A 22,939-nucleotide genomic window follows, 5' to 3' on the forward strand; every position below is an offset into this window, starting at 1 on the left:
GCTTTTCTTCCTGAGCGTCATCATATGCGTTTTTTCAATCATGGGCCCGCAAGCAGTCAGGGTTTCGACTGAACGCTCAGCCTATAATCCCAACTTGCATCTGATCGCCACGAAATCGGTCCTCCGAGACGATGGGCCATATTGGCAGCGTTATACCACCGACAAAGGGTCTCAGGTCGCAGTCGTGATAGGAAACCTTACCGCAGGCTAGGGGAAAACGGCATTGATCATGCCATGTCGGAGCAGGAATATTCGCGTGCGCCGGATCCAGTTGCAGTATTGGCAATGATTGCAACGCTGTAGTGAATGGCACTTGATGAGAATATATTCCAGACTGTCCGAACCCGGGCTGACCGTCCTGATGAACGAAAGTCTGCATTCGATCTGTCCGATCATGACATTGGGCTGTCAATTGGGGCATATACCTCATTCGCACAGCCGCTTTGATGTTCCATAATTGCGCCAAGATAAGGGAGGCTATGCCGGTGGGTACATCTAAGAAAAGTGTCGAAGGCTTTGTCGGTCTAACGAAGCTTGTCGCAGTCTTGGCATTGGCGTTCACTCTGGTCGCGCGCCCCACGCCACTGCATGCGCAGGACTCGCGAACGCGCGCTGATTTGGCAACTTATGAACAATATGGTCAAGGCACACCACTTCCTATTGATGGTATATGGCGGCTGCGTGAACTCGGCAAACAGGTGATCATTGAGAACGGTATTGTGATCGCGATGGAGGAGTGGACGCATTTTTTCGCGTGGGTGGTTGACCCGGGCATGGTAACTTCATCGAAGCTGCATCAGACTGGCCGACAAAAATTCGTCGCATATGATGAGCTACTCAAGCGGGACATGGAATGGACGGTACGCGCTGATGGTACTATTTTCGCCAGTGGCGGGACCGGACTGCTCGCGCCCAAATTCTCGCTCGAACCGATCGAACTGTCCTATCCCGGCGTTTTCGAAGCGATGGTCAGGGGCGAGGAAGTGGTGCTGACGCCCGAAGGCTTTGGTGTCATGCCCCGACCTGAGGCGCTGGAAATCGAACTGGATTTTACCGCCCCGGTCACCAGCGGAGATGGCATGTGCCTCGATCTAGATACAAATGATCTTGGGCAGCAGGGCGGCAAGCTGCAAGTTTGGGAATGCCTCGGCGGCAATAATCAGCGTTTCACTTATCTTGAGGATGATGGCTTGATCCTTTCTGCCAGCGGCATGTGTCTGGAGGCGGTCGGGACTGACAACGGGGCGCCGGTGCGTGCCTTTGGCTGCGATGGCAACGAAGCACAGGTCTGGACGATCAAGCCTTTGCCGGGCAAGCAGCGGCAAGCTTTCGTGAATGCCGGAACGGGACGCTGCCTAGATGCGCATCGACCAGAATCGAAGCGCAATGGCGGCCGGATCCAAATCTGGGATTGCGCCGGCGGCAACAACCAGAGCTGGAGTATGTAATGCTGCGGGCACTTCGTCTTGTCACCGCGCTCGCTGTTACGGTTGCCACGCCTGCATGGGCCGGCTCAAAGCACCGCGCGATTGAGTTGGTCCAGTGCGACACGCCCTTGGGAACAGTTGCCGTCATCGAAGGGGATGCGCGCAGCTGGGTGGACAAGAAGCTCGGCAGCCCGAAGCAAGTCGTCAAGGCATTGGTCAATCAATCAAGGTGCTTCACATCCTACCAGCCGAGCAGCGGAGAAGCCTCCCAATTCGTGCTGACAATCGTTGCAGGCGACAAAGTAGAGGTCGCCACAGCTACCAACCTTAACAGCGCCAGTGTCGCGAATGCGGCAGCCATGGCTCAAAACAGCGGTTATCGCAGCGGGATGGGAACGGCTGGAGATATCGCGGGGATGATCCCGCTAGCCGGAGCGGTCGTGAATGGCCTCGCCGGAGCGGTGGGAATTGGCAAGGAGAACACGGTGATCACCGGTCTCACGCTGATCGACACGGAAGAGGGCGCTGCGGTCGCGTCGGGAACCGGTCTAGTCCAAAAGACCAAGCTGAAATTTCATGACGACGACGATGATGCGATGTCGCGCACGCCGGAGGGCTTTTGGATGCAAGCCGTTGAAGAGGCATCTTCGGATCTACGCTTCACAAGAAAAGAAGATGGTCGGGAAATGATCCAGGGCTTCGTCATCGCTTATAACAATATGGTTACGCAGGCTCAGGCCATGGGAGTCGGCAAACGCTCGGATGAGTCGGATCTTGCTGATGCTGTAGCTATTGCAGATCCGGCCGCTATCGAGCCCATTGAACCGACCGGCCCGCCACCGGTTATTGTGGCGGTCCAGTCTAACCTCTATATAGAACCCTCGCGCCAGGCGGAAACAGTCCGCACCATTCGCCCCGGTCAGCAATTGATACCGATTGGTGGCCTTGAGGGAATATTCCTGCCCGTCAGCGATGTATATGGGGTTTTGGGATGGGTCAGTGTCGAAGATCTGCAATAGGCAACACTCAGCGATCACCATAGATGCTTGTCGTCTAGCTGGCGTTAGCGTCAACGAGCCCCTCGCGCAGAGCATAGGCAATCAACTCAGCAGCAGAACGAGCATTTGCCTTACGCATCACGCTGGTGCGGTGCCGGTCAACAGTCTTGATACTGATACCCAGCGTTTTGCCGATTTCGTGATTGGTCTGCCCGCTAACGACGAGGTTCAGGATTTGCCGCTCGCGGCTGGTCAGTGGCTCAAGATCAGCGGCATCTTCCAGCAATTTGGTGAAGCGCTGACAAATGACGCGCCCACCCTCCATGATGCGCGGAATGGCAGCGCCGAGTTCGTTCAGGTCATCGCTTTTGCAGAAGACGCCATCCGCACCGACCTCAACCAACTCCGCGATTTTCCCGCTTGCCTCAACACCGGTAAAAATGATGATTTTGCACTCCCGCGCCCAGCGGCGCGCTTCGATCAAAACCTCTGTCCCGCCAGCATGCGGCATGGTTACGTCCAGCATGAGCAAATCGGGCTGGTGTTTGCGTACCGCGCCGATCGCGCGAATGCCGTCAGCCACCTCTTCAGTTATCGAAAAGCGATAGCCCTCGAGCGCACCGGCATCATTCAGCAATCGGGCCAATGCGCCGCGAATGACGCCGTGATCATCGGCGATCACAGCCTTATATTCCTTGCCAAAGGTCATGGTGTCCACCGCGCCATCATCAAAACCCCCTTCTGCAAACTGGCGAGACGTGTATATTACACATGATGGGGGTAGGAACAATAATCCGGCGTATCTGCCTTCTGGCGGCGGCGGCATTGGCGGTTCCAACGAATTCGTCGGCCCTGTCTGTGCCAGCTGGTACGGCGCCGTTCCAAGCCGCCCCTGTGCTTCTGGGACAAGGTCAGCCGGCTGAGCAGGTCGAAGGCAAGGCTTGGTACTTTGTTTCGTCGGGCATCCACTCGTTTGATATCGACGATGCGCTGGCTGCCTTCAACGCTGGAGAGTTTACAGCGGCCTTCACACCGCAGCTTACAAGCGTCAAGAAACAAAGAGATCTCTGGATTGCATTGCCGATTCGCGCAGATGAGGCGAATGCTAGGTCGATCAGGCGAAGCGTAGGACTGGGCGGCATTTTTTACACTGTGCCTGATATCTATCTTGTCAGCGGCGAAGGTGGCACTACGCAGATTCTTGGCGGACCAGCCACAGCAGATAATGAGCTTCTGCATCAAAAACTAACCTATCTTCATTCTGCAAGTTTTGAATTGCGGCCGGGCCAATCGGAGCTGTTGATCATCAATCTTGCGCTCGATGACCGCCCTTCCATCGGTCTCTTCCGCGAGGGAGAATTAGGCCGCAACCAAATCATCGGCACGCTGCTAAAAGCTGGGGTAATCATTACGTTCTTGGCCGTGGGAATATGCCTGATCGTGCTCGGTATTTTGGCTCGCCGGCCGAACACGATCATCGTGGCGATCGGATTTTCGTTGATCGCAATACAGAGCGATGTCTCGCTTTTCACAACCATTCTGGCCTCTGGCTTTGAGCAGGCGCGTATGGTGTGGCGGAGCAGTATAACGCTTATCTCGTTGACCCTAGCATTCATGATCATGGCTGCTTTCTGGAGCGCGATTGCTGTCAAAATAAACGCGCTCGCAAAGCTGCTTTTGCTGATTGCTCCTATTGTCATTTTTGGCTCAGCGTTCTTGTTGCAGAAAGATTCTCTGCTGGTTGGCATGTTCTACGTCTTGGTGCTCGGTCTGGTCGCGGTTGTCGCTTTGCGGATTGAGACGGCAAAGGGGCTGCGGCGGATCGCTGTCCTGTCGATCGCCGCATGCTCGCTGGCTATTGTGCTGGTAGAGCCGGCGCTTATGGGCACAGTCGTCCCTGAGCTGTTTTCCAACTTCATCAGAGATATGATGCGGCTCGCGGTATCGGCAACGTTGCTCGTGATAGTGATCGTCGATATTCAGCGCAGCCTGCTCGAGCGTGATCGTCTCAGCCAAGAACGTATTGCCGCTCTCCAGGCTCAGTCTAAGGCCGACCAACGTTTGCTTCAAACCGAGCGTGACTATGCCCGGGCACGTGAAACGGCAGTCCGGCGCAAGCAGCAGCTTGCCTCTGCCAGTCATGATATTCGCCAACCGCTTGTCGGCCTGCGAGCCTCGATTCGCGAGGAAGCGGATAATCTTTCACGGGATCTACAAGAGCGCCTGAGCGAAGCGATCGACTATCTGGAAGAACTTACTCACGAATATAGTGATCAAGAAAACCGCAGCGCGACGCTCAGCGAGGAAGATGACGAGCTTTACTCGCTCGATCTGATTATCGAGACAGTCGACGAAATGTTCGCCGCGGAGGCTGCCGCATCAGGGGTAAGGCTCTTGACACAGACAGCTCCATGCGAAACCCGCGCTCCGGCGCTCGCACTGATCCGGTCAGTGAGTAATCTGATAGCGAATGCGCTGCGCCATGCCGATGCGAGCGAGATACACCTGGTGGTCCGGCACGATGGTAACTGCCTTATTGAGGTGCGCGACAACGGGTGCGGGATGGACGAGTCAACCTTGCAGAAGGTACAACATCGCGGGGCGAAGGATCAGGCGTCAGACGGCGATGGGCTGGGTCTGGCGATAATTCATGATCTCGCCGCGAGGTACGGATTCGGGTTTGCACTGCAATCTGCACCAGGCAAGGGAACTGTGGCGACAATCACGCTGCCGCGCCGCTAATTGCTGGCGGTTCCGCAATATAACGAAACAATTGGGGTATTGACCTCATTCTAGACAGGTACCCCCTCCCCTAAACAGGATCCAAGACAGCTCTTCCTTGGTGAAGAGGCATTGGGATTAGAGGGAGGCCAGCATGCGTATAAGAAAACTAGTTTCAGGATTGAGCGCTTCAAGCATCGCAATCACAATAGCGGCCACGCCAGTGTCAGCTCAGGATGCCGGAACTCAGCAGACGCAGTCATCGGCGGATATCGACATTGCTCGGGATGGCGAATTGTCGAATGATGAGAAAACTTTGATTGTCGCAGGCGCCGTTGGCGTCGTCGGCAAACAGTTTATCAAGCCGACCAAACACATCAGCGAAACGGCCAAGATGGTTGGTGAAGCAGGCCGCAAAAAAGCGGCATCGAATGTCCGTCAGCTTCCGACATCTACCAATATTGCAGGGCAAAACCTGCGCCAGACGGCCACTGCAACGCGCCCCGCCAGTCTGCGCGAATTACGAACCCGTGCCGCGGCAGCCAGGGCAGCACGGACGAACCGCATTGCCGGCAGCGCGGATGCGCTCGCAGAGATGGAGCAGCGCGGCAATGCCGCAAAACATGCCCGCACCAGGCCGGGGGTTACGAATGCTGCCAAACCACGCCCGGCAAATATGGCCAATTCCGAGTTAGGCCGGGTCATCCAGAATGGCGAGAATGCACAGGCAGCGCGCGCTGGTGCCAAGAAGCCGAGCGCGGCTAATCGCGGCAGTGCTCGCAAGGTAACCTTTCGCGATCAAGTGACCGGTAAGTCTAACCCGTCCATCAAGACCCAGCCGAAGCCAGCTGCGGTTCGCCCTGTGAATATCGCGGATTCGGACGTAGGGCGGGTTATCAAAAATGGTGAGAATGCACGGGCCGCTCGTGTTACGAGAGTTGCTGGCTCAGCGAACGAGCTGGCGGACCTCGGCCGGCGCGGCGATGCTGCGCGCAATGCACGCAATGTGGCCAAGGCAGGGCAGGGAAGTCAGCAGCTTGGCCGCCAGATCCTTGCCAATGGCGACGATCTAGGAGGCGCGCTGCGCAGGGGGGATATCGCACAGCAAGCGCGCAGGCTGGCACCAGCCAATGAAGCACAGGTCGTCCGCAACGTCGCGGCTAGCGGCGGCGATATTTCCAAACTCAACAAGGCCGGTCGCACGGCTCAGGTTGCGCGAGGCGCTGGTGGATTGAAAGCGGCCTCGACCACAGCCGATGCCGCCAAAATGGCTCGCGCCGCTAAACTTGCCAAGACAGCAAAAACCGCCGGAACAGTCGGAAAACTCGGCAAAGGCGGGCGCGCATTACTAGCTGGAACCGGCGTTGGCGCAGTGGCCGTAGTGGCGGAAATGGCGGCGGTTGAGGGCATCAAGGCAACGACCGGTGTCGAGGTTCAGGATCCATTGTCGACAGGCTTCCAATACGGAGCGGCGATCTTTGACAAGGACGTGTCTATTGCCGACGTAGCGGCTCAGCGCAGGGAGCATCACCGGGAGAACTTCAGGAACCTGACAGAGACTCTGACAACCGAAGGCAAGTTGATGGATAACATCACCAAATATGCCGACAGCAAGAACCCCGCACTGGGCAATGGCGTTCGCATGCTCGATCGCCTTGACCGGCAACGTCGGGCGCTGTTGGAAGAGCATACGGGGATCAAGACAGAGCGCCGGATGGATGTCGTGGCTCGATATGGTGATAGCCTGAAGAAACATGGCTTGGAAGGTGTTGCAACCGTTGCTGGAGAGCGCGCGAAACATCATGTCGACAATGCGAGAGCGCTTGGAGCCACGAGTCGCTCAATGGTCGGGAATGCGACCGGCGCCGACCTGCGCAGCATTCGCGAAACGCAAAATCGGTACGCAGAAGCGGCGACATCCGACAAACCGATTGCCGCTGTTGCAGAGGTTGCCAAACAGCGTGCCCAGCACCATACAAACAATGTCAAAAAGGTAGGCTCCAAGGTTGCCTGCGGAATTGGGAATATCTTCCGCTCCAAAAGCAAGGACAAGGACTGCAAGAAATAGACCCCGCTTGGTTTTGGGCACAAGGCCTGCGGTGGTTCGGATTGCTGATGGCGCCATGGCTGCGATGCTGATCATTCTCTTCAAGAAGAACTCCATCCGCTTGAACACCACGCTGCGCCGAGATTATTACTACAAGCCGCTCTCCGGCATTTGCAGGATTTGCTTTGCGGTGATGTTGGCCTGAATGGACCACGCCAACAGATGCGCGATATGTTCAGCCGAAGGGTCGATCAATTGGGCCCCGAGGAACCGAGTGCTGCCGTGCTCTGCACCAAGTGTCCGTCGTCAGATAATTTGAGACTTACGGCGGTTTAAAACAGACAAGTATTTGGTTCCATCTGTTGGTTAATATGAGGCGGCGATCTTGCGGTATTGCAGACGCCGATCTTCGTTGGCCGTTCGTTTGATCCTTTCTCGATGTTTGATGATGGCTTCCGCCCTGCCGAAATAGGCATCGGCGGGTGTGACGTTTTTCGGGCTCTCGTGATAACGCTGGTGATTATAGTGCTCGACGAACGCTCGACCTGCGCTTCGAGATCACCGGGCAGATAAAAATTTTGAGCAGGATGCGGTTTTTGAGGGTCTGGTGCCAACGCTCGATCTTGCCCCGGGTTTGCGGATGGAACGGTGCACCGCGAACGTGGCGCATCTTCTTGTCGGCCAGATAATCCGCAAGTTCGCCCGCAACCTAACGTGGCCCGCATCGCATCGATTGCCACCCGTCCTTTGAGGCGGGGTTTTTGAACGCGGAGACTTTGGCCTATTTTAAACTAGATCGACCGGTTTATAGCATATCTCCCGCCACAATCGATAACGATCCATTCGCCAACACCGCCGCAAATGCGGGGTAATGGCGCAGACGCCTGAAATCTGTCGATTCTGGATGACATTCCAAGACTGTCTGGTGCGCGACGCAGTCTGTAGCGAACGGGTCTCACCGTGATTTTCCCTGTTATCAGGGAATTAACAGGGAAAAATGGTCGTTTTGGACCCAAAACAGGCCGATTTGGGTGATTTTGATTGTATATGTTGGGAAACTTATGTGACTTTACAGTAGTATAGCAATGCAAAAAGCCGTTTTCCTGTTAATCGACGGAACAGGGAAATAATTCCCCGTAACAGGGCCCCCAATCGCCAGCAACAGAGGGTTTAATCGTTAGAACAGGAATATTGGCGATCGCTGGGTCCAGTTGAAATCTCACCAACGGTCGCTGTCGGGATTAACTCTTGATGAGAACATATGATCCTGATATGTTCTTCTTATGTACATAAACGAATCGCTCGCAGACGATTCTGCCGATCGCCGCCTTGAGGTAAACTATACCCGGATCGAAAAGCTGATCCCGGATCCGCGCAATGCGCGAACCCATTCAAAAAAGCAGGTCACTCAGATCGCAGAGTCCATCCGGGCATTCGGGTTCACCAATCCTATACTTGCTGATCCGATGGGCAATATTATTGCAGGGCATGGCCGGCTTCGGGCCGCCAGAGAACTGAACCTTGCCGAGGTTCCGGTGATCGTGCTTGCGGGCCTCAGCGAACCCCAGAAGAAGGCATTGCGCCTTGCGGATAACAAGATAGCGCTCAATGCAGGCTGGGACATGGAAATACTCAAGCTGGAGCTGACCGATCTTTCCCTGCCAGAAGTAGACATTGATCTGGGCTTGACGGGCTTCAGTCCTGGCGAGATCGACGTAGCACTCGCTGATAGTGAGGACCCGGACGATGAAGTGATCCCTGCTGTCCCTGAAAACCCGCGTGTGAATTCTGGTGACATATGGCAGCTCGGCGAGCACCGGGTCGCCTGCGGCGATGGGCGTGATGCTGGCTTCTTGCAGAATGTAGTTGGTAAAGGCGCCTTGATCGACTGCGCTTTCCTTGATCCGCCTTACAACGTGAAGATTAACGGCCACGCCAATGCCAAGGGCCGTCACCGCGAGTTTGCGATGGCATCTGGTGAAATGAAGGAAGCCGAGTTCAGGATGTTCCTTGCTGAAACGTTGGGTGCTTGCGCTAAAGTATCACGCAGCGGAGCGGTTCATTTTATATGCATGGACTGGCGTCACATGGATGATGTGACCGCTTCGGTCGATGATATATACGGCGACCTGCTCAACATTTGTGTCTGGAACAAGAGCAATGCCGGGATGGGCTCTCTCTACAGGTCGAAGCACGAGATGGTTTTTGTCTACCGCATCGGCGATGAACCGCACATCAACAATGTCGAGCTTGGCAAGCATGGCCGCAACCGGACCAATGTGTGGGATTATCCCAGCGTCAATTCCATGCGCGGATCACGCCGCGAGGATCTGGCGCTACACCCCACGGTCAAGCCGGTTGCGATGGTAGCGGACGCTTACTGCGATGTCACAAGGCAGAGCGAGCTTGTGCTGGATATTTTCCTCGGCTCGGGCACAAGTCTTGTTGCCGCCGAGCGAGTGGGGCGCGCCTTCCGGGGGCTCGATATCGATCCAGCCTATGTTGATCTTGCAATGCAGCGTTGGAGCGATCTAACGGGCAAGGAGCCGCAACTGGTGTTTCGCGATGGCGAGGATCTGGCGGCATGAGCAGTACGCGCTTTCAGCCCGGTCAGTCCGGCAATCCCAAAGGACGGCCTCGCAAGCATCGGCGGCCCAATGTGTCGGCGTTCGAGATCATTCTCGACAAAACATTGACCATTACCCAGAATGGAAAAACGCGTGAGGCGACGGTTGAAGAGGCGTTGCAGCAGCAGACGCTTAAGGATGCTCTTGCAGGAAAGCGTCTGGCAATTCGTAAACTGCTCAAGATGATCGAGACACGGGAAAAGGCCCTTGAGCAGAAGAACCCTGAACCGCGCCGGAAAATTGAACTCAAGCACCATTACTCGGCTGACAACGCGGATGAGGCTCTTCGCATTCTCGGCATTGCAGAGCCCGAGCCGGCCTTTCCAACAAGATGGAAAGTGCATGCCTGGGCGACGCAGGCAGCATTGAGCCGTCCCGGGCGCAAGAAATTTAACCGCAGGGAAGCCGACAATATCAAGTTCTTCACGTTTGACCCTGATAGCTTGAAGTGGCCGCGGAGTAGAGTTGAGTGAGCGAAGGTTACGGTAAACCCCCAACCGCAATGCGTTTCAGGAAGGGCCAGTCAGGCAATCCGAGGGGACGACCCAAGAACCGCCATAAGTCTGTTCCTTATAATTCCGTGCTTGGTCAGATGGTGACGATCCGCGAGAATGGACGAGAGCGCAGGGTAACGGCAGCTGAGGCGTTCCTTCTCCAATTGACCCAGAAAGGGCTCGCGGGTGACAGCGCGGCTGCACGGGACTCGCTCAATGCTATTGAACAAGCCCGTACGGAGCGCGGCGACGACAGGCAGCACATTGATGCTATTGTTTTATCGGTGGTCAGTTCTGGCGCTGATGCGATTTTGGAACCGCTTGGTTTGGCAAGAAAGAAATACCCCGCCGACAAAAACCGCGTGCGATGGGAATTGAACCCATGGATCGTCGAGGCTGCCCTTGAGCGCCTCGGTGACAGGCGGCTTACTATTCAGGAACAACAGAAGGTATGGAGCGGGGTGCGCACGCCCGACAAGGTCAATTGGCCCGACTGGTGGGAGGTAAAAGGGTGAATTGTGCAGTTCGCCCCAGTTAAAGTCATTTGATCATCTCCTTCCTACGTCAGGAATTTACTGAAGATGTCTCGCGAGTCCCTACATATCTACACGCTGGCATCGGATTATTCCGGGGAGATTTAGGCTGTTCCTTTGTGTAGGTACGCGCTCAATCAGACGAATTTGGGGGGGTGTTGCACCTGTCACCGCAATCGCAATATGACCTACGGTCGCACCGTTTAGGGTGTGCGAGACATAGGGACCGCGGCTGATGTTGCGCGCATTGGTTGCTGGCGGTGCTACAATATGGGCCGGATGCCTGTTGGGGACGGAGCCGACGATAGGCGGAACTTCATCCAATGGCCTACTCTACATCGTCCATTTTTCGGGTTAAGTTAGATGTCCCTCGTTCGTAACAGTAGGTGGGCTCACCTCCCACTCCGGGTGGGATCATCACAAAGCTAACGCAGGTTTCGCCATCGAGATGGCTGACTTCAATCTGTTGGCCCGCTAAAGCTTCATCGGCTGATGGAAGACCTTGTTTGTTTGCCCATGCATCAGTTGCGAGCTGGATATATCTTTGATCCTCACTGCTCGGAGATGACAAGTCCCCGTCAACACGAACGGTTTGGCCACCTGTAGAGTCATCACAAGAGACGGCAGCGGCAGCCAAGGCGAGAACCAAAATCGCTTTGCTCAGCACACGGGGGCCTGCGGTTAGGGGACGGCGCATGTCAAATTCCCCGCATTGTCGATCGCTACTACAGGCCGCCCCTGTGCGGTTGCACTACGCTGATCTCCAGCGCTTACAGACGAAGGTGGCGGATTGTTGGGATGGGTATGGAAGAGTGTCCTGCCTCTCCAGCCCCGAGTAGCTCTTGGCAAGTTCCCCAAAATATCCGTGCCCGTGATCCGGCGTGGCTGACCGGAGGTAAAGCGAGAAAGAGGTTTGAAATTTTCGGGTCCGGTTGTCCTTTGCTGAGCAAAAAACCCGTATTCAACACCATCTCTTACAGATAGTGCCAACGCGTTCAGAGCAGCAGCCTGTACACCAGGGTCGTTAGCCGCAGGGACATCCGCACAACTGATATCGACCGTTACACTTTGCGGTGGCGGTGGACTATCGCCTCCACCCCCGTCTCTTCCTCCGTTGCCGCGAAACCCTGGATTGCTGTGACCAGCTCTTCCGCTGACCCCGGATGGTCCACCATCTTGTGTCATTTTCGGCCCGCAAACATTGATGAACCCTTCTTTTACATCACAACCTTTGAAACCAGTAGGGTCCGTAAAATTGACCGGATCCCCGCTGACATAGGCATATAGATTCATGCCATCACCATAACCAATGGGATCAGTCTGAAGGAACCGGCCCAGCGTCGGAGAGTAGATGCGGGCCTTGTAATGATAAAGCCCAAGATCAGACAGATATTGCTGCCCGGTATATTGGAACCGGCCGATATTGGTCGAGGCGGGAATGCCGTGGTCATCATAAGCATTTATGCCAATAACACCGCCTGACCCATTGGTCAAAGCGATCACACTGCCGCGCTCATCCTTGTGCATATAGCGCTTGTTGATTGTACCGGTTCCTTCATACCAGAGAATCGGGTCGTCGCTGCCGTCGCCATGGACATAACGGCGGAGCAAAGTGCCGGAGGCGTTATATTCCGCAATCAGGTCCTGGCCGTCATAGCCCATGCGGGTGGTTGCGCTGCCCGTGGTCTTATGCAGGCGGCCATATGGATCATAGGTCAGCGCGACGCCCCCAGACCCCGTGATCAGACGGTTTTCCACATCATAGGTATAGCTGTTGGTGCCATCCGAGGTGAGATTGCCACGATTATCATAGGTCAGCGACAATGCGCCCGCAGTAGTCAGCTGGTTGAGGCCATTCACATTATACGCCCGATCCACATTATAATGATCCTGCCAGGCATAGGCGTCATTGGAGCGGGTCAGCTCGCTAATCTGACTGGCCGGGTTATACTGGAACGTCGTGGTTAGATCGTTGGCGGTTCCGCTGAGATTGCTGGTCAGCGAAGACAGGCGAGACAGCGGATCATAAGCGTAATTGGTGACCGCACCATTGCCATAGGTCATCGATGTGCGGCGACCATTGGCGTCATAAGCATAGGTGGCGAGCGCCGCGCTGCCATTTTCCTGTATCTCGTAGAGTGAACCGTCATCCTTATAGCTGTAGGTCACATTGTTCCCCGTCAGCACCTATGTCACCAAATTGATGTTGTGAATTAAGGAGTGTTTTGGTTTCATCGTAGTGACGAAGGAACGAAGCATGAAACCAAAACACTCCACCGCAAAAAAGCCCGCAGAGCGGGTGGTTAAAGATATCCGCCGTGCGACCCGCCGGCATTTCTCAGCAGAAGACAAGATACGGATCGTGATCGACGGCCTGCGCGGTGATGACAGCATTGCCGAGCTGTGCCGAAAGGAGGGCATAGCGCAGAGCCTGTATTACACTTGGTCGAAGGAGTTCATGGAAGCCGGCAAACGTCGGCTGGCCGGTGACACGGCCCGTGCTGCAACCAGCGATGAAGTGAAAGACCTGCGGCGGGAGTCGCGTGATCTGAAGGAATGCGTGGCCGACCTGACCCTCGAGAACCGTCTGCTCAAAAAAAGCATGATCGCGGATGGGGACGACGACGCATGAGATATCCGGCATCGGAGAAGCTTGAGATCATCAGGATCGTCGAGCAATCACATCTGTCAGCGCGCAAGACGCTGGATAAGTTGGGGATCCCGCACCGAACCTTTTACCGCTGGTATGATCGGTATCTGGAAGGGGGGCCTGAAGCGCTGGCTGACCGGCCATCGGCTCCAAGCCGGGTGTGGAACCGGATCCCTGCCGAAGTGCATGACCAGATCATCGATCTGGCGCTGGAACGTTCGGAGCTCAGTCCACGCGAACTGGCGGTGACGTTCACCGATGAACAGCGCTACTTCGTGTCAGAAGCCACGGTTTACAGGCTTCTGAAGGCCCACGACCTGATCACCAGCCCCGCCTATGTCGTGATCAAAGCTGCTGATCGATTCCACACACCGACCGTGCGGCCCAACGAGATGTGGCAGACAGATTTTACCTACTTCAAGATCATTGGCTGGGGGTGGATGTATCTATCGACGGTGCTGGACGATTACTCGCGCTACATCATCGCCTGGAAGCTTTGCAGCACCATGCGGGCCGAGGACGTCACCGACACGCTGGACATGGCGCTGGAAGCTTCAGGCTGCGACCAGGCAGCAGTTATGCACAAGCCACGGCTGCTCTCTGACAATGGCCCGAGTTACATTGCGGGTGAACTGGTAGAATATATCGAAGCACAGAAGATGAGCCATGTACGCGGCGCCCCCTTCCATCCGCAAACACAGGGCAAGATCGAACGCTGGCACCAGACTTTGAAGAACCGCATCCTGCTGGAAAACTACTTCCTACCAGGGGACTTGGAAACGCAGGTCGAGGCGTTCGTCGAACATTATAATCACCAGCGCTATCACGAAAGCCTGGGCAACGTTACGCCTGCCGATGCCTACTTCGGCAGAGCACTCGCCATCATCAAAAAACGAGAAAGGATCAAAAAACAAACCATCGAACATCGGCGCTTGCTACACCGCAAGCTTGCCGCTTAATATCAACCAACCAGATGGAACCAATGCTCCGTTAATTTACGCAGCCTTCAGTGCCAAATGTTCTGACGACGGACACAATTCTTGAGCTTTAGGATAGCGGCACCTTACAGCACAGCTAGCGTATCTCCAAACTCAGTCAAATGATTTCGTTCCACATTTTGGACAGGGGTCTATCACCCAAGGGAAGAAAAATATACGCCATTGGCAAATGAGTCCATGCCTGCATCTACGAAGTCGAAAAACCAAAGTGTAAAAATAAATAGATGAAACAATTGACGTCGAAAGCCAAGCATACTCTAAATAGGTGGAAGGATGACGTGCTCCAATACCCGACGCTGTGACTAGTCCAGCCACGAACATGTGTCGGGAATACGCATTTTTATTTTGTGGCCAAAGTTTAAAGCCTAATTTCTTATGCACTCTTGGCCTCCCCCTGCTCCAGCCAAACCACCATTCCCGTGATGGAAGTTGACCGTCGCGCGTCACGAAAAGCGCGGCCGCCAGCCTGCCTTCGCCATCGCGCACGGCAACCCGGCGCATCCCGCGTTTCATGTCGATGGCTTCGAGATGTTCGCCGACAGGGAGCAGTCTGTCCACGTCCATATTGTCTGCGCCCGCCATTTCGGTAAGCCAACCGCCCGCTATCCTTGCACTCGTCCAATACAGAAGGGCTGGCAATGCCGGTCGCTTGCTGCTGACTGTCCGTCGTCAGATAATTTGAGACTGATACCGGTTTAAAATAGGCGAGTATTTGGTTCCATCTGGTTGGTTGATATTAGGCTGCAAGCTTTCGGTGTTGCAAGCGCCTTTGCTCGATTGTTTTTCGTTTGATCCTTTCTCGCTGTTTGATGATGGATTCCGCTCTGCCAAAGTAGGCATCGGCGGGTGTGACGTTTTTCAGGCTCTCGTGATAACGCTGGTGATTATAGTGCTCGACGAACGCCTCGACCTGCGCTTCTAGATCACCGGGCAGATAATAATTTTCGAGCAGGATGCGGTTTTTGAGGGTCTGGTGCCAGCGTTCGATCTTGCCCTGGCTTTGCGGATGGAACGGTGCACCGCGAACGTGGCGCATCTTTTTGTCGGCCAGATAATCCGCAAGTTCGCCCGCAACATAACTTGGCCCGTTGTCGCTGAGCAGGCGCGGTTTGTGCAGCACATGTGCCGATGCACAGCCTGATGCCTCAAGAGCCAGTTCCAGCGTATCGGTGACATCTTCTGCACGCATGGTCGTGCACAGCTTCCAAGCAATGATGTAGCGCGAGTAATCATCAAGGATGGTCGACAGGTAATAATAGCCCCAGCCAATGATCTTCAGGTAGGTAAAGTCCGTCTGCCACAGCTGGTTGGGTGCAGTGGTCTTGTCTTTGAACTCGCTGGCGGCCTTCATCACGATGAAGTTCGGGCTGGTGATCAGATCATGGCGCTTGAGCAGGCGGTAAACACTGGCCTCCGACACGAAGTAGCGCTGTTCATCGGTAAATGTCACCGCCAGCTCTCGCGGGCTCAGCTCGCAGCGTTCCAGCGCCATCTCCAGTATCTGTGCCTGCACCTTGTCGGGGATCCGGTTCCATGCACGCTTGGGGCCGGGACGCAGATCTTCCAGCGCCTCTTCGCCGAACCGCTGATACAGATCATACCAGCGGTAGAAGGTAGGCCGAGCGATGCCCAGCCTGTCCAGCGTCTGCTTGGCAGGTAGATGTGACCGCTCGACGATGCGGATGATCTCCAGCTTTTCGGATGCGGGATACCTCATTCGTCGTCGCCCCCATCCCCGATCATGCTTTTTTTGAGTAGGCGGTTCTCGAGTATCTGTTCGGCGACCACCTCTTTCAGATCGCGGGCTTCCTTACGAAGATCACGGACCTCGTCGCTATTGGCAGCGCGCGATGTATCGCCGGCAAGCCGGCGCTTGTCCTTCGGTTCTCGCCATGCCCCAGGCATGGCTGCGTTGCCTCAGTCCATAAAATCCTTCGACCATTTGTAATATACGCCCTGCGCGATACCCTCACGGCGGCACAGCTCGGCGATGCTATCCTCGCCGCGCAGGCCTTCCAGCACGATCCGTATCTTTTCCTCTGCGCTATACTGCTTGCGCGTGGCTCTGCGGATATCCTTTACCACCCGCTCCGCGGGGGTTTTTGAGTGTTTTGCTTTCATTTTCGTTCCTTACAGTCACTGCAATGAAACCAAAACACTCACTTATTTTATGCAGCCAGTCTGTCTATTGAATGCTGATGGGGGACACTTGCAGCCTAATATCAACCAACCAGATGGAACCAAATACTCGCCTATTTTAAATCGGCATCAGTCTCAAATTATCTGACGACGGACAGTTAGCCGCAGGCACCATATTCTAACTCATGAACGAATGCATCTTGATCGGCAACAATGATATAGCGATCATTATCATCGTCAATTAGTCTGTAAAAATGTTCACTCGCGTTTCTTGGCTTTATGCCATCACCGTCGTTGACAAAGATTAGAGGCAAGACAATCACCAAACCAATTTTCTCTTCGTGAATTTCAACAGGGTAACGCTGTCCGTCGATTAGAACACCATTCTGTCCGATCGTTATTCGAAATTCGCTCTCTGCATAGCAACCAAAAAACTTCTGTGGGTTCAACGGCTGCGGTTCGTCGAAATCTCCACACGAGGAGAGGAGGGCGGCGAAAGAAATGGGCAGCGTGGCCAGAAGTCTACTGCCCGCGAACATGGCAATTCCGGATGAAGGTTTCTCCAGCAGTTGCTGTGGCCGTAGCACCCAGTCGCCTAGAGCTGAGGATCGAGGGAGAATAGCCGAGCGCCCCACCGCTTGAGACCCAATCGCCTGCAGCGTTCTGAGTGGCAGAGTAGCTTCCTCCAACTGGCCCTATAGAGCCTCCGACATCTAAGGTTTCACCATAGCCTACAAAGGCCGCCAGTGATCTAGCTTTGCCATAATCTTGAGTGAATCCCACCCCAAGCCCAACTCCTCCGCCAATAGTGTGATAATCGCCACTAGCACCGGTTTTAGTGTTGCGCCAGATGCCAATGCTACCCGAGAAACCGCCTAAAAATACTAGACTTCCAGTGTTCCCAGTGAATTCAATTTCACCCGGTTGCTGCAAAGCCAGCGCGCATTGATCCTGCTCTTTTTGCGGCATCTCATCTTCCCTTACTTCAGGCCCCGTGTAATTTCTCAACTTCGATTTTCCAGATGGATATCAATATCACGAGCTGTCAAAAAATTCATAAAGCCAGAATCAAAATATATTGAAATAAAGCTCGGGTCATAAATTTCGATTTTGATCCACAGTTTCTCAAAAATTTTTCTATCCGGCAGATCGGCATCATTAATGCTATCCATGATTTTTTTCTTTACGGCAGAAAAGTTATGCTTTCCACGTTTGATCAATTCCATCGAAATTTTTGTCTCCTCATTTTTTAGCTGCTTAACTTTTGCATTTCCTAGTTTAGTCGATCGCACCCAATTTGATTCGCCTTTTGGAATGAGGATTTCCAAACTCGCAGCTAAATTGATGTCAAATTCCATCTTTTTTTCCTAGAAATCGTCAAGATGCCCTTGATTGACCGCCTGCCCTGTCTCAGGATCAGTGGTATATATATTTCCATCGCCATCTACGCCAACCCAGTCGTCAGGTGCAGCTCCAATACCGTCTTTTATATCATGTAGCTTCCCTCGATCTATTTTGCCTTTATCAATTGGTTTGGTTCCAGCAGGTTTGTCTTTCGGAGCTCCTTTGCGCCTTTTATTTCTTTTTTGCTCTGCCGAACTATCACTTTCTTCTGACCCATCATTATTGTTCAGCGATGTGCCTAACAAAAGGTCCGCCGACGCGGCCAACTTGTCAACAAAACTTGCACTAGAATCGTTGCCAATTGCATTCCAGTCCGTCGCAAAATCTTGACCAAACTCTTCCGCCGCAATCTTCAAGGCCTTTTCAAATGACACACCTTTTGAAGTTAATTTCTGTACTCTTAATGAAAATTTATATCCACCAACGACAGCTTTTCCAGCGTTCCCACTCGGATCAATCCGTCCAACCGAATCATTCCCAACATAGGCATAGAGATTAAACTGGTCCTCATAGCCAATAGGATCGGTCTGCAGGAACCTTCCCAGATATGGCGAATAAGCCCGCGCCTTGTAGTGATAGATGCCGATCTCGGGGATCAGGATCTGGCCGGTATACTGGAACCGGCCAAGGTTGGTGGCATTGGGAATGCCATAGGCGTCATAGGCGTTAACCTGCACCACATTGCCGCTCGCGTCGGTGATCGCGGTGATGCTGCCCTGCCAGTTGGCGAACATATGGCGGCGATTGGTCGCGTTCACCGTGCCGCCGTCATACCAGACGAGCGGATCATCGACGCCGCTGCCGTGCATATAGCGGTGCTTTATCGTGCCCAGCTGGTCATATTCCAGCACCAGCGCATCGCCGTCATAGATAAAGCGGGTGTCCGTCGTCAGATAATTTGAGACTGATACCGGTTTAAAATAGGCGAGTATTTGGTTCCATCTGGTTGGTTGATATTAGGCTGCAAGCTTTCGGTGTTGCAAGCGCCTTTGCTCGATTGTTTTTCGTTTGATCCTTTCTCGCTGTTTGATGATGGATTCCGCTCTGCCAAAGTAGGCATCGGCGGGTGTGACGTTTTTCAGGCTCTCGTGATAACGCTGGTGATTATAGTGCTCGACGAACGCCTCGACCTGCGCTTCTAGATCACCGGGCAGATAATAATTTTCGAGCAGGATGCGGTTTTTGAGGGTCTGGTGCCAGCGTTCGATCTTGCCCTGGCTTTGCGGATGGAACGGTGCACCGCGAACGTGGCGCATCTTTTTGTCGGCCAGATAATCCGCAAGTTCGCCCGCAACATAACTTGGCCCGTTGTCGCTGAGCAGGCGCGGTTTGTGCAGCACATGTGCCGATGCACAGCCTGATGCCTCAAGAGCCAGTTCCAGCGTATCGGTGACATCTTCTGCACGCATGGTCGTGCACAGCTTCCAAGCAATGATGTAGCGCGAGTAATCATCAAGGATGGTCGACAGGTAATAATAGCCCCAGCCAATGATCTTCAGGTAGGTAAAGTCCGTCTGCCACAGCTGGTTGGGTGCAGTGGTCTTGTCTTTGAACTCGCTGGCGGCCTTCATCACGATGAAGTTCGGGCTGGTGATCAGATCATGGCGCTTGAGCAGGCGGTAAACACTGGCCTCCGACACGAAGTAGCGCTGTTCATCGGTAAATGTCACCGCCAGCTCTCGCGGGCTCAGCTCGCAGCGTTCCAGCGCCATCTCCAGTATCTGTGCCTGCACCTTGTCGGGGATCCGGTTCCATGCACGCTTGGGGCCGGGACGCAGATCTTCCAGCGCCTCTTCGCCGAACCGCTGATACAGATCATACCAGCGGTAGAAGGTAGGCCGAGCGATGCCCAGCCTGTCCAGCGTCTGCTTGGCAGGTAGATGTGACCGCTCGACGATGCGGATGATCTCCAGCTTTTCGGATGCGGGATACCTCATTCGTCGTCGCCCCCATCCCCGATCATGCTTTTTTTGAGTAGGCGGTTCTCGAGTATCTGTTCGGCGACCACCTCTTTCAGATCGCGGGCTTCCTTACGAAGATCACGGACCTCGTCGCTATTGGCAGCGCGCGATGTATCGCCGGCAAGCCGGCGCTTGTCCTTCGGTTCTCGCCATGCCCCAGGCATGGCTGCGTTGCCTCAGTCCATAAAATCCTTCGACCATTTGTAATATACGCCCTGCGCGATACCCTCACGGCGGCACAGCTCGGCGATGCTATCCTCGCCGCGCAGGCCTTCCAGCACGATCCGTATCTTTTCCTCTGCGCTATACTGCTTGCGCGTGGCTCTGCGGATATCCTTTACCACCCGCTCCGCGGGGGTTTTTGAGTGTTTTGCTTTCATTTTCGTTCCTTACAGTCACTGCACTGAAACCAAAACACTCACTTATTTTATGCAGCCAGTCTGTCTATTGAATGCTGACGGGGGACAGTCGCGATGTTGTATTGAGTCCAAAGATTCATACTGCGGTTGTCGCAACTTTCCAGTCAGCGAAAGCATCTGCTCTGAGTTTTTTTGAACAGGTTTCGGTTAACAAGATGACGTTGGTGGTTGAAGTGATTGTAGGTAGTGGCGTGGACGTTGAGGAAGCGTTGGGCGGAGCCGGGGGATTTAAAACGCTGCATCTTTCGTTCTCGTCTTCGCACTGGCTGATGGGAATTTCTGCCCGATTGTTCGCACGCTTGTTATCGATATGCTGAGCGGTAATTCGCATTTCACGAAATGCAGTGCGATAAGATCGCAGCTTGTCAGTCACGATAAGTATAGGAACTATTTCCTGCTTCTTAAGCAGGCTGCGCATCAGCTTTCTGGCGGCTTTGGAACCCACATGAAACGGCAACGCATGATGGATCTTTGGAGAAATTAAATTGTCGATGGCTAAAGATTAGCATTGGAAACTTAGTGGGTTAACATACTGGCTAATTATCAACCTTTTTGGCGCGGCACGATGGGTCTGGAAATGGGCCGGTTGCCGACAGTCCGCAATTGGTGATCCAGCACGGAAAGCTGACTTTCAGCTTTCGCCCCAGTTGCGGACGTTCGCGTTGTTCCAATTCGACGTCCACTTGGGGCGTAAAAGCAGACTTGAGGCAATGGAAAAGGACCAGATCAGAAAAAGGATGCTGTCAAGTTAGGTTCGTATTGCATTTGCTACACACTTTCTCAGGCCATGGCGTACTTATCCAACCATGCATGAACAAAGATTTACCGCAATTTGGGCATCTTATAACAAAAGAACCTAAGCCCCCTATGATCAACCACAAACCCATTAGCGGAAACATAAATGCAACCGGGTTTAGCCCGAAGTAGCTCGCAACCATTGGGACACCCCACATAATCAATGGCATACTCAGTATTACAATAATGATATGGCGCTTAGCCTTTGAGTAAACAGACACAGCATTACCTTAAATCGCAATCGACCGGTTTGATCTATGCGAAAAGACTTTTAACAACAATCGCCTTCTTTTTTTGTGTCCGCTGTTGGCTCAAAAGCGGGCGTTTATATCGGGCTGTTCGTATGACCGCTAACCACCCACTTCCTGCCGTTCGACCCGATGATATGGAAAGTAAAAGCAACCAGTCAGCAAGCACGCCATTTGCTGTCGTTTAGCGGAGATCATCTGCTGCCTGAAGCCTTCCATTCAATCGGACAGAGTGTAAAGGCTGATACTGGGCCACAAGCGGTATAGCGGCATTTTGATACCGTCAGCAGGCAGCAGACCTTCGCTCTTGTGACCAATCGGTGAATTCGGGCTGCGACCAGTGCGCGGAGTTCAGGTCTTTGGGCGATCATGGAAGAAACCGCAGGCATGGGCTCGAAATTTCGTATATGCATGCTCGTATGCATATTAGTGATCAGCGCCTTCCCGATCAACCGAGCCTCGAAATCCACCCTGACGTTGTGTTGCAACGGCCTCACCTAGCGGCGTTCTTCGGACTGATCGTTGCGACCTGGGCCGATATTGAGGGCAGATTAGATGCGATCTTCCTCCTGTGCGCGAATGACAGAGGCGCACTTGCCGAGATGCAGGCAATCAAGGGCTGGGACGCGCGCAGCAAGTTCTTCATTCGCCACTTGAAGAGCCAGCAGGGAGACGCGCTTGCAATCGAAGTCCGGTCAATATTGCGCTATGTCGCGCTGCCCGCAAACAAGCGGCATGACATCGCGCACGGCATTTGGGCGGTATGTAAAGAATTGCCCGACGATCTGGTCGTTGCCAACTCGGATATTTACACCGGGGCGATGGAAGAGGCGCTACGTGCCGAGGCCGAAGGCGGTCCGAAGCTTGCCCTCAATAAGGACCGCATGCTAGATACCGCGCGCGTGGTCTCTGCTGAGCATCTCAGCCAGTTGCTTGCCGAACTCCGCGAGGCACGAAGTCTCATGCACAATTTCATGATCCAGAAGATGCCGGCTGTGGTGCATGTTCACAACCGCGAAGCCTTGCCCCGCGCAGCCGATCATCCGGACATAGCCGAGCGAATCCGTAACGCCGAGGCGGGCATCAAGAAGCGGGACAAAGGACAGCCTATCGTCGACTGACGCCGCGCTACAGCAGGTTCATTTGTTGCCGTTCGAGTGTGAGCAAATTCTAGACGCTGAATGGCAGCTTTTAGGAACGAGCGTCTGCCTTCGGAATGACGACAATTGGGCGCGAAGCGGACATAATATTGGACCGCAGCGATTGACTGCTATCGGCTCGGTAGCAGAACGGCAGATTTTGTTTCCATCTAATCAGTTCGAATCACCGCAAGTGGCACGGTTGCTGACTGCTGCTTCTTTTTGCAAATATAGCAGGTTCAAATCACCAAAACTGTTTGGTTGTGCCCGTTATTCGACTGGACTTGCGTTCCAAACAGAGCATTGCTGTTCCTGCCGAACGGGATGACCGGATCGGTC

Annotated in this window: 17 protein-coding genes and 3 pseudogenes; 10 read left to right on the plus strand and 10 right to left on the minus strand. The window is 54.1% G+C overall.

Going from position 1 to position 22,939, the window contains the following annotated elements:
* Positions 1–479: 479 nt before the first annotated feature.
* Both BOSE62_RS13040 and BOSE62_RS13045 read left to right on the plus strand, forming a co-directional pair.
* Entirely contained in the window at positions 480–1,448 is a 969-nt protein-coding gene (locus BOSE62_RS13040; RefSeq protein WP_159646913.1) for an RICIN domain-containing protein, read from the plus strand.
* Complete coding sequence (locus BOSE62_RS13045; RefSeq protein ID WP_236554020.1) at positions 1,412–2,446, plus strand: SH3 domain-containing protein; 1,035 nt, start codon at positions 1,412–1,414, stop codon at positions 2,444–2,446. The genes BOSE62_RS13040 and BOSE62_RS13045 overlap by 37 nt, the downstream gene beginning before the upstream one ends.
* A 34-nt stretch (positions 2,447–2,480) precedes the next feature.
* Here BOSE62_RS13045 and BOSE62_RS13050 read toward each other — a convergent pair whose 3' ends face one another.
* The gene (locus tag BOSE62_RS13050) at positions 2,481–3,134 is read right to left on the minus strand and encodes a LuxR C-terminal-related transcriptional regulator (RefSeq protein WP_159646917.1); all 654 of its coding nucleotides are present in this window, start codon (positions 3,132–3,134) and stop codon (positions 2,481–2,483) included.
* Positions 3,135–3,283: 149 nt separating this feature from the next.
* Here BOSE62_RS13050 and BOSE62_RS13055 point away from each other — a divergent pair, with 149 nt between their 5' ends.
* The 3 genes from BOSE62_RS13055 to BOSE62_RS13065 all read left to right on the plus strand — a co-directional run bounded on the left by BOSE62_RS13055 (position 3,284) and on the right by BOSE62_RS13065 (position 7,398).
* On the plus strand, positions 3,284–5,167 hold the full coding sequence (locus BOSE62_RS13055) for a sensor histidine kinase (protein ID WP_159646919.1): 1,884 nt from the start codon (positions 3,284–3,286) through the stop codon (positions 5,165–5,167).
* A 133-nt stretch (positions 5,168–5,300) separates the two neighbouring features.
* Positions 5,301–7,214 carry a hypothetical protein gene (locus tag BOSE62_RS13060; protein WP_159646921.1) on the plus strand — a complete coding sequence of 638 codons (1,914 nt, stop codon included), beginning with the start codon at positions 5,301–5,303 and terminating at the stop codon, positions 7,212–7,214.
* 7 nt (positions 7,215–7,221) lie between these two features.
* A complete protein-coding gene (locus BOSE62_RS13065; protein WP_159646923.1) occupies positions 7,222–7,398 on the plus strand; it encodes a hypothetical protein in 177 nt (58 codons plus the stop codon).
* Between the two features lie 161 nt (positions 7,399–7,559).
* On the opposite strand, the pseudogene BOSE62_RS13070 reads toward BOSE62_RS13065, so the two are convergent.
* Positions 7,560–7,902, minus strand: a pseudogene (locus BOSE62_RS13070) (integrase core domain-containing protein); the annotation flags it as partial.
* Positions 7,903–8,476: 574 nt separating this feature from the next.
* On the opposite strand from BOSE62_RS13070, the gene BOSE62_RS13075 reads away from it, so the two are divergent.
* Genes BOSE62_RS13075 through BOSE62_RS13085 form a run of 3 tightly spaced genes read left to right on the plus strand, consistent with a single transcriptional unit; the run spans position 8,477 to position 10,829 of the window.
* Complete coding sequence (locus BOSE62_RS13075; RefSeq protein ID WP_159646925.1) at positions 8,477–9,781, plus strand: site-specific DNA-methyltransferase; 1,305 nt, start codon at positions 8,477–8,479, stop codon at positions 9,779–9,781.
* Positions 9,778–10,293, plus strand: coding sequence for a DUF5681 domain-containing protein (locus BOSE62_RS13080; RefSeq protein ID WP_159646927.1), 516 nt, complete (start codon positions 9,778–9,780; stop codon positions 10,291–10,293). Before BOSE62_RS13075 ends, BOSE62_RS13080 begins: the two co-directional genes overlap by 4 nt.
* Entirely contained in the window at positions 10,290–10,829 is a 540-nt protein-coding gene (locus BOSE62_RS13085) for a DUF5681 domain-containing protein (protein WP_201295680.1), read from the plus strand. Before BOSE62_RS13080 ends, BOSE62_RS13085 begins: the two co-directional genes overlap by 4 nt.
* Before the next feature lie 699 nt (positions 10,830–11,528).
* Here BOSE62_RS13085 and BOSE62_RS13090 read toward each other — a convergent pair.
* Positions 11,529–13,016: an RHS repeat-associated core domain-containing protein gene (locus tag BOSE62_RS13090; RefSeq protein ID WP_236554021.1), complete on the minus strand. Its 1,488-nt coding sequence runs from the start codon at positions 13,014–13,016 to the stop codon at positions 11,529–11,531.
* 88 nt (positions 13,017–13,104) lie between these two features.
* On the opposite strand from BOSE62_RS13090, the gene BOSE62_RS13095 reads away from it, so the two are divergent.
* Positions 13,105–14,456, plus strand: a protein-coding gene (locus BOSE62_RS13095; RefSeq protein ID WP_159646928.1) for an IS3 family transposase whose coding sequence is annotated in 2 segments (ribosomal slippage) — positions 13,105–13,441 and positions 13,441–14,456 — 1,353 coding nt in all. Because the reading frame shifts where the segments join, the coding sequence is not laid out codon by codon here.
* A 775-nt stretch (positions 14,457–15,231) separates the two neighbouring features.
* Here the strand turns inward: BOSE62_RS13095 and BOSE62_RS13100 are convergent.
* The 7 genes and pseudogenes from BOSE62_RS13100 to BOSE62_RS13130 form a co-directional block, all read right to left on the minus strand.
* Positions 15,232–16,616, minus strand: a pseudogene (locus BOSE62_RS13100) (IS3 family transposase).
* Positions 16,617–16,792: 176 nt separating this feature from the next.
* Positions 16,793–17,173, minus strand: a complete 381-nt coding sequence (locus BOSE62_RS13105) for a hypothetical protein (RefSeq protein ID WP_159646930.1) — start codon at positions 17,171–17,173, stop codon at positions 16,793–16,795.
* The gene (locus BOSE62_RS13110) at positions 17,157–17,642 is read right to left on the minus strand and encodes a hypothetical protein (RefSeq protein WP_159646932.1); all 486 of its coding nucleotides are present in this window, start codon (positions 17,640–17,642) and stop codon (positions 17,157–17,159) included. The genes BOSE62_RS13105 and BOSE62_RS13110 overlap by 17 nt, the downstream gene beginning before the upstream one ends.
* The gene (locus BOSE62_RS13115) at positions 17,639–17,992 is read right to left on the minus strand and encodes a hypothetical protein (RefSeq protein ID WP_159646934.1); all 354 of its coding nucleotides are present in this window, start codon (positions 17,990–17,992) and stop codon (positions 17,639–17,641) included. Before BOSE62_RS13115 ends, BOSE62_RS13110 begins: the two co-directional genes overlap by 4 nt.
* 9 nt (positions 17,993–18,001) lie before the next feature.
* Positions 18,002–18,889, minus strand: coding sequence for an RHS repeat-associated core domain-containing protein (locus tag BOSE62_RS13120; protein WP_236554022.1), 888 nt, complete (start codon positions 18,887–18,889; stop codon positions 18,002–18,004).
* A 105-nt stretch (positions 18,890–18,994) separates the two neighbouring features.
* Positions 18,995–20,379 (minus strand): annotated as a pseudogene (locus tag BOSE62_RS13125) (IS3 family transposase).
* Between the two features lie 115 nt (positions 20,380–20,494).
* Positions 20,495–20,863, minus strand: coding sequence for a DDE-type integrase/transposase/recombinase (locus BOSE62_RS13130; protein WP_268893908.1), 369 nt, complete (start codon positions 20,861–20,863; stop codon positions 20,495–20,497).
* 957 nt (positions 20,864–21,820) lie between these two features.
* Here BOSE62_RS13130 and BOSE62_RS13135 point away from each other — a divergent pair.
* Positions 21,821–22,582, plus strand: a complete 762-nt coding sequence (locus BOSE62_RS13135; RefSeq protein ID WP_159646938.1) for a hypothetical protein — start codon at positions 21,821–21,823, stop codon at positions 22,580–22,582.
* Positions 22,583–22,939 lie beyond the last annotated feature (357 nt).

The organism is Sphingorhabdus sp. 109, from assembly GCF_902506555.1.
GTDB lineage: Bacteria > Pseudomonadota > Alphaproteobacteria > Sphingomonadales > Sphingomonadaceae > Parasphingorhabdus.